The sequence below is a fragment of the Devosia insulae DS-56 genome, from assembly GCF_000970465.2.
Classification (GTDB): domain Bacteria; phylum Pseudomonadota; class Alphaproteobacteria; order Rhizobiales; family Devosiaceae; genus Devosia_A; species Devosia_A insulae.
Window position 1 is genome coordinate 1 of sequence record NZ_LAJE02000121.1, and the last position, 7,764, is coordinate 7,764.

The 7,764-nt window shown below is 65.5% G+C and carries 5 protein-coding genes and 1 pseudogene; 3 read left to right on the plus strand and 3 right to left on the minus strand.

Translation table 11 applies throughout. From position 1 onward, the window contains the following. Positions 1–101: 101 nt before the first annotated feature. Positions 102–569, minus strand: coding sequence for a MarR family winged helix-turn-helix transcriptional regulator (locus tag VW23_RS07810; protein WP_069909019.1), 468 nt, complete (start codon positions 567–569; stop codon positions 102–104). A gap of 132 nt (positions 570–701) precedes the next feature. On the opposite strand from VW23_RS07810, the gene VW23_RS07815 reads away from it, so the two are divergent. The 3 genes from VW23_RS07815 to hemH all read left to right on the plus strand — a co-directional run bounded on the left by VW23_RS07815 (position 702) and on the right by hemH (position 4,491). Then, positions 702–1,601 carry a LysR family transcriptional regulator gene (locus VW23_RS07815; protein WP_069909020.1) on the plus strand — a complete coding sequence of 300 codons (900 nt, stop codon included), beginning with the start codon at positions 702–704 and terminating at the stop codon, positions 1,599–1,601. A gap of 22 nt (positions 1,602–1,623) precedes the next feature. Beyond that, positions 1,624–3,384 carry a HoxN/HupN/NixA family nickel/cobalt transporter gene (locus tag VW23_RS07820; RefSeq protein WP_069909021.1) on the plus strand — a complete coding sequence of 587 codons (1,761 nt, stop codon included), beginning with the start codon at positions 1,624–1,626 and terminating at the stop codon, positions 3,382–3,384. 87 nt (positions 3,385–3,471) lie between these two features. Further along, positions 3,472–4,491, plus strand: coding sequence for a ferrochelatase (gene hemH / locus VW23_RS07825; protein WP_069909022.1), 1,020 nt, complete (start codon positions 3,472–3,474; stop codon positions 4,489–4,491). Positions 4,492–4,707: 216 nt separating this feature from the next. Here hemH and ligD read toward each other — a convergent pair whose 3' ends face one another. Together ligD and VW23_RS07835 are read right to left on the minus strand one after the other, a co-directional pair. Continuing rightward, a complete protein-coding gene (ligD, locus tag VW23_RS07830) occupies positions 4,708–7,299 on the minus strand; it encodes a DNA ligase D (RefSeq protein ID WP_069909023.1) in 2,592 nt (863 codons plus the stop codon). Position 7,300: 1 nt separating this feature from the next. Further along, positions 7,301–7,764 (minus strand): annotated as a pseudogene (locus VW23_RS07835) (non-homologous end joining protein Ku); the annotation flags it as partial.

A 7,764-nucleotide genomic window follows, 5' to 3' on the forward strand; every position in this document is an offset into this window, starting at 1 on the left:
GAGGCGCTGTCTTCGATCGTGCCAGGTGAACCAGCGGGGCACCTCCCCCCTTGTGGGGGAGGATGGGAGGGGGCCGTCTCTATCAGTCAGCCAGTCAGCGCTCAAGCCAACCGCAGCAGCTCGACGAAGCGTTTCAGGGCCTTGGTCAGGCCCTTGCGCTTCTTGGTGTCGAGGTCGGCGAACAGCGCTTCTTCGAGCTGCTCCCAGTTGGCGGCCAGCACTTCCCGGATGCGGGCGCCGCGTTCGGTGAGGGCCAGTCCCTCGGTGAGGTCCGGGCCGATGGCCTGACGCGCCACGATGTCCCGCTCGATCAGCCGCTGCAGCCGAGGCTGCAGCACCTCCGGCTCCAGCCCCAGATGTTCGGCCAGCGCCGCTTCGCTCGCTCCCAGCTCGGCGTGCAGCACGAAGATCACAGCGTCGTCGCCGGCCTCCAGCCCGCGATCGAGCAGCGGCACCAGCAGCGCCTTGTGGGCCAGCTGGCCGGCTTCGATCAGCCGGTAAAGCGTTGAACGGGCTTCGGGTTTGGTCATGGGTGGATAGATAGACTTGAAGGTGGGTTCGAGCGACATGGGACCCATCCTATCGTTAATCTCAGAGAGACCAAGTGGCGGCATTGTTCGCGCTTTGCAGATGACTTATGCGTGGCTCAGGCAGTGTTCGGAGAGAACCCGGCCAATCTACACAGTTCAGGTCAGGAACGCATGAGCCAGGACCTCGCCCGCATCCGGGCCTTCGTGCAGGTGTTCGATGCCGGCGGCTTTTCCTCCGCGGCGCGGCAGCACGGGCGCTCCAAGGCGCTGCTGTCGAAATATGTCACCGACCTCGAGGACTATCTCGGGGTGCGGCTGATGAACCGGACCACCCGCAAGCTCAGCCTCACCGAAGCCGGCGAGGCCTATTACCGCGAGGCAAGCCAGCTGCTGCAGCAGCTCGACGATCTCGATGCGACGATCTCGGACCAGACGGCCGAGCCGCGCGGGCTGGTGCGGGTGTCGGCGCCGCGCAACCTCGGCGAAACCACGCTGGCGCCGGCGATCTTCGCCTTCATCGCCAAAAACCCGCTGATGTCGGTCGATCTCAGGCTCGAGGATCGCTATGTCGACCTGGTCGAGGAGAGCGTCGATGTGGCGCTGCGCATCTCGACGCTGGCGGATTCCTCGCTGATCGCCCGCAAGATCTCCGACATGCGGCACGTGATCTGCGCCGCGCCGAGCCTCGTCAAGCGGGTCGGCACGCCGACCTCGGGCGAGGCGCTGCGCAATATGCCCTGCGTGCTCGATACCAACATGCCCTCGCACAGCTCCTGGCGCTTCATCGAGAATGGCACACCGGTCTCAGTACATGTCTCCGGCCCGGCCCGGGTGAATTCTCCGGTGGCCGCCATGCAGGCGGCGCTCGCCGGCCTTGGGTTCGCCGTATTGCCGACCTACCTCGCTGACCCGCTGATCGCCGAAGGACGGCTGGTTCGCGTGCTCGAGGACAGGATGCCCGAAGGCCCGAGCCTGCAAGCCGTCTATCCGCATCGGCGGCATCTCGCTGGCAAGGTGCGCGCGCTGATCGACCATCTGGTCGCCTGGTTCGCCGACAATCCGGTGAAGTAGACAAATAGGGCACGGGGCGTCGATGACGGGTTTGTTGCGCAAGCTGGCGCTGGCTTCGGCGGCCACACTCGGTCTCATCGGCGCTGCTCAGGCCCACCCGCACATCTTCATCGATGCCAAGGCGACGATCGTCTTCAACGATGCGGGCGAGCTCACCCAGATCCGCAATTCCTGGACCTTCGACGAAGCCTTCTCGGTCTGGCAGATCCAGGGCCTCGATACCAATAATGACGGCATCACCTCGTCGGAGGAGATGCAGGAGCTCGCCGACGAGAACATCAAGGGCCTCGCTGAGTACAACTTCTACACTTCCGCCGGGGAGACGGCGTCGTCATTGCCCTTCGCCTCGATGGATGATGCCAAATTCGTGTTCGCCGACAACCGCTCGACGCTGAGTTTCGGCATCGAGCCGCAGGGGCCGTACCGGATCAAGCACAAGCTCGAGATCGCCGTCGCCGACCCCGAGTACTACGTCGCCATCATGTTCCACAGCCCGGCCGACATCACGCTCGAAAACGCTCCGGCCGGCTGCGCCGTGCACCTGGAGCCGCCGCGCGAGCTGTCGCCGGACCTGCAGGCCCGGTTGTTCGACCTGCCCTCCGATGTGACGAAGCTGCCGCCCGAACTCGAGGCCGCGGTGCGCGGCTCGCAGGGCGCTATCGTCGTCGACTGCTCGAACGCCGCGGCGCCGGCCGCTGCGACGACGGCGCTCGAGGCGGTGACGCAGGTGGCGGAGGCCAAACCGGCGCTGCCGTTCGGTGGTCCGCCGCCCGAGCCCGGCTTCAAGCTGCCCAAGACCGGCTTCCTCGGCTGGGTGTCGCAGATACAGTCGGATTTCTACCTGGCGCTGACCGCAGCGCTCGGCAAGCTCAAGACCGACTACACGGCGTTCTGGGTGCTGGGCGGGCTGAGTTTCCTCTATGGCGTGTTCCACGCCGCCGGGCCGGGGCACGGCAAGGTGGTGATCGGCTCCTACATGCTGGCCAATGAGCGGGAGGTGCGGCGCGGCATCGGGCTGAGCTTTGCCGCGGCGATGATGCAGTCGCTGGTGGCGGTGGTGTTCGTCGGCGTCGCCGCGGCAATCCTCGGGCTATCGAGCGTCGCCATGGGCACGGCGGTCGGCTGGATCGAGAAGGCCTCGTACGGCCTCGTGGCGCTGCTCGGCCTGTGGTTGATCGCGCGAAAACTGTTCGGCTGGGGCGGGCATTCACACGATCACGGACCGGACCTGACGGCCAAGGCGCACCAGCATCTGCATGAAGGCGAAGCTCCCCGGCACGCGCTGCTCAACGCGCGCGGCCAGAGCTTCAACTTCCGCTCCAACCTGCAGCCGGCGGGTGGGCCGGCGCTTGATGCCTATGGCCGGATGCCGGGCGACGCACATTACGGGCACGACCACGGCGACCACGATCATGGTCACGATCACGACCATGGCCATCATCACGTGGTGACGGCCGAGCAGACCGGCGGCGACTGGCGCGAGCAGCTCGGCGTGGTGCTCGGGGTCGGGCTTCGGCCCTGCTCGGGAGCGCTGGTGGTGCTGGTGTTCGCGCTGAGCCAGGGCATCCTCCTCGCCGGGATTGCCGCGGTGTTCCTGATGGGGCTCGGCACGGCGATCACCGTCTCGGCGCTGGCGGTGCTGGCGGTCGGGGCGAAGGGCTTTGCCACCCGTTATCTGGGAGCCGAGGGTAAGCTCGGCAGCCGGCTCGTCTGGTGGGCTGAGCTCTGCGGCGCGCTGGTGGTGTTCGCCTTCGGCGCGGTGCTGCTGCTTGCCAGTTTCTGACCCCGCCGCGACACCCTTGCACTTGTGTTCGAGGCTTTGCTGACTATGTTGCGCGCCAACAGACCGTTACCAACTACAGGCCAGCCCATGGCAACCGGACTTCCTGCCGGACACCCCGCGATCGCGACACCGAAAGTGGGGGTGCTGCTGCTCAACCTGGGCACTCCCGATGGCACCGACTACTGGTCGGTGCGCCGCTACCTCAGCGAATTCCTCTCCGACCCGCGGGTGATCGAATCCCCGCCATGGCTGTGGCAGCCGATCCTGCAGGGCGTAGTGCTCTCGACCCGGCCGCAGAAGAGCGGCGCGAACTATGCCCGCATCTGGGACAAGGACGCCAACGAGAGCCCGCTGCGCGTCATCACCCGCAAGCAGGCGACCAAGCTCCAGGAGCGACTGGGCAAGAACATCATCGTCGATTTCGCCATGCGCTACGGCAACCCGTCGACCAAGTCGGGGATCGAAGCGCTGCAGGCGGCAGGGTGCCAGAAGATCCTCTTGGCGCCGCTCTATCCGCAATATTCGGCAACGACGACGGCGACCGCCAACGACAAAGCGTTCGACGCACTGAAGACGCTGCGCTGGCAGCCGGCGGTGCGGACGCTCCCGGCCTATTTCGATGAGCCGGCCTATATCGAGGCGCTGGCGCAGAGCATTGCCGACGGGGTCGCGGCGCTGGATTTCACCCCCGACGTGATCCTCACCTCGTATCACGGCATGCCGGTGCAGTATTTCGAGGCGGGCGACCCTTACCACTGCCAGTGCCTCAAGACGACGCGGCTGGTGCGCGAGCACCTGGGCTGGTCCGAGGACAAGCTCAAGGTCACCTTCCAGAGCCGGTTCGGGCCGACCAAGTGGCTCGAGCCCTATACCGACGCCACGCTGATGGCGCTGCCGGCAGAGGGGATCAAGCGCGTCGCCGTGGTGGCGCCGGCCTTCTCGGTCGATTGCATCGAGACGCTCGAAGAGATCGCCATCACCGGCCGCGAGCAGTTCGAACATGCCGGTGGCGAGCGTTATGCCTATATCCCATGCCTCAATGACAGCGAGCTCGGGATGGGTATGCTGGAGAGCGTGATCCGCAAGGAATTGGCGGGCTGGGTTTAGGGGTGGCGGCGCTTGCTGCGGTCGGTCAACCAACACCGGCCGTCATCCCGACGAAAGTCGGGACCCAGTGCACTGACCGCACCACACTCGCAAATCTCTCCGACCCTGCCGTGATGGACCGGCGCGGTCACCACAAAGATCGGCCGTCCGAGCAGTAGGTCCCGACTTTCGTCGGGATGACGGCCGGTGGGTGAGCAGCAGTCAGTGCCCCCGAACTCAGAGCTTCAGATCCTTCAGCGGTCCCGCCACCGACTCGACCATCCCCTTGGTGATCGACTGGGTCAGGTCGAAATATCCGACCCATGGGTCGGCCTCCTGGGCCTTCGCCGCGGCGGCTTCGATGTGGAACAGGTTGGCGGCCTTGATCGTCTCGAGTTCGTCCCAGCCCACCGGCACGGCGCAGGGGGCGCCGGGGCGAGCCCGGGTCGAGAACGGGGCGATCGCCGTGGCGCCGCGCTCGTTGCGCAGGTAGTCGACGAACATCCGGCCCTTGCGCTCGACCTTGCGGATATTGGCGGTGAAGCTGTCGGGTTCGTTGTCCTCGAGCTTCTGCGCAAAGGTGCGGCAGAACAGTTTGACCAGCGGCCACTCGGTCACCGGCTTGAGTGGCGCGATGACGTGGATGCCCTTGCCGCCGGTGACCATCGGGAAGCTCTCGAGTCCCCATTCACCGAGCACGTCGCGAATATGCAGCGCCGCCTCGCGGGTGACTTTGAAGTCGAGGCCTTCGTCGGGGTCGATATCGAAGATGATGCGATCGGGTTTTTCCAGCGTATCGATGTGGCTGCCCCAGATGTGGAACTCGAGCGTCGACATCTGCACCCCAGCCAGGATGCCGGCGAGGTCGACCACGTAGAAGTGGTCTTCCTTGTCGCTCTCCTTGAGCTCGATGGCGACGCGCTTCATCGTATCTGGGAAGCCGCCGGTATCGTGCTTCTGGAAGAACGGCTTGCTGCCGCGCGGCACGCGCACGAGGCTCAGGGCGCGCTTTTCGATATGGGGCAGCATGCGCTCGGCGACAGCATCGTAATAGGCGACGAGCTGGCCCTTGGTGACGCCGCCATCGGGCAGCGCCTCGCGGTCGGGGCTGGTGAGCCGGACGCCGAGCCGCTCGGCCACGGCTATTCCCATGTCGTCGGTGAGCTTCATGGGCTTGAGCTTAGCCGCTGATTTCCGCTTTGTCGCCACAGGCTTGGCCGGCTTGGTTTCCAGTTTCACCTCGCGTGCCGGCTTGTCCTGCCGGAGGCCGACGAACGAAGGGTGGCGCAGCACGCCGTCCGGGGTGAACTCGGTGAAGTCGACCTCGCCGACCAAATCGGGCTCGACCCAACGGGCGCGCCGCACGATGTCGCGGGGCACGGTTTCGAAGGGCGGGGTTTTGCGCGCCCGCTTATCCAGTTCGGCCTGCAGCTCCGCGGAACTCTTTTGGGTGAAGCCGGTGCCGACGCGGCCGCGATAGACCAGCTTGCCGCCTTCCCAGGTGCCGAGCAGCAGCGAGGCAAAGCCCTTGTGCTTGTCGGATGGCCGCCAGCCGCCGATGACGAATTCCTGCCGGTTGGTGCACTTGATCTTCAGCCAGCTGCGGCTCCGTTCATGCCGGTAGGGTGCATCGGCGAGCTTGGCGATCACCCCCTCCTGGTGCGCCTCGCACATTGCCTTCAGCACCTTGTCGCCGTGGCCGCGCACATGCTCGGAATACTGGACCTCGGCATTGTCCCTGGTTTTCCCGATCAGCTTCCGCAACCGCTCCTTGCGTTCCAGCAGCGGCAGCTTCTCGAGGTTTTCGCCGTCCTGCTCGAGCAGGTCGAATGCGAAGTAGACCAGCGGGCCGCCGCTCGACAGCGCGTCCTTCAGCGTCGAGAAATCCGAGCGGCCGTCCTTGAACGCGCAGATCTCGCCGTCGAGCAGGGCCGCGCCCCTGGTGAGCTTCGACAATGGTTCGACAAGGCGCTGAAACTGCCGGGTCCAGTCGTTGCCGTTGCGGGTGAAGAGCCGCACTTCCGGCCCGGCAACCGCGGCGATGCAGCGGTAGCCGTCATACTTCATCTCGAACAGCCAGTCGTCGCCGCTGGGAACCTCCTCGACCAGCGTCGCCAGCTGCGGCTCGCGGAAATCCGGCAGCGCCACCGCCTTGCCGCCGGTCCACACTTTGGCGTTCGGCCCCGCCTCGGCCTTTGCGGCTTTCTTCGTTGGCTTCTTGCGCGGCTTGTTACCCTTGGCGATGCCCGGAAGGTCGCGGCCGGTCTCGACGCTGGTGGTGAACTTCTCGGTGAGGCCATCGGTGTCGGTCGAATAATCGTCGCGGTGCTTGATCAGCAGCCAGTTCTCGCGGGTGCCGTTCCTGGTCTGGTTGTCGCGGCCCTTCATATGAACGAGCACCCACTCGCCCTTCATCCGCTTGCCCTTGAGGGTGAATTTCAGGTCGCCGCCGTCGAGCCCGTCATGCGGATCGCCTACCGGTTCCCAGGTGCCTTCGTCCCACAGCATCACCGTGCCGCCGCCATACTCGCCTTCGGGGATGGTGCCCTCGAAGTCGCCATAGTCGAGCGGGTGATCCTCGACCCGCACTGCGAGGCGCTTGTCGGCCGGGTTGGTGGAGGGGCCCTTGGTGATGGCCCAGCTCTTCAGCACGCCGTCGAGCTCGAGCCGGAAATCGTAGTGCAGCCGGGTCGCATCATGCTTCTGCACCACGAAGCGCAGCGGCTTACCTTTGATGGCGCGCTTGGCCTTCGCTCCGGAGGGTTCGGCGGTCTTAGAGAAGTCGCGCTTCGCCCGATAGTCCTTGAGCTGTTCGTTCGTGGCGGCCATCTCAGCTCGCCTTCTTGCGCGGCGCAGCTTTGGTCGCGGCCTTGCGCGCCGCTGTCGCGGCCGGCTTGGACTTGCCGCCCTCGAGGCTCTTCTTCAGCGCCGCCATCAGGTCGACGACGTTGTCGCCACGTGGGCTGCGCGAGGGTTCCTCGACCTCGGTGGTGATCTTCCTGCCCTTCGATTTCAGCTTGCGCTGGATCAGCTCGCGCAAGGCGGCCTGATAGTGATCCTTGAAGGCTTTGGGATCGAACTTCTCGGTTTTCTTCTCGATCAGCGCCGTCGCCACGTCGAGCAGGTCGTCGTCGGTGGATTTGGCGGGGATATCGGAAAAGAAGCTGTCGGATTTCTTCAGCTCATCCTCGTAATGCAGCGTCTCGAGCAGGATGCCCTTGCCGCAGGGCTTGATCGAAACGAGGTATTCCTTGCCGCGCAGCGCCAGCTGTCCGATCCCCACCTTCTTTGCCT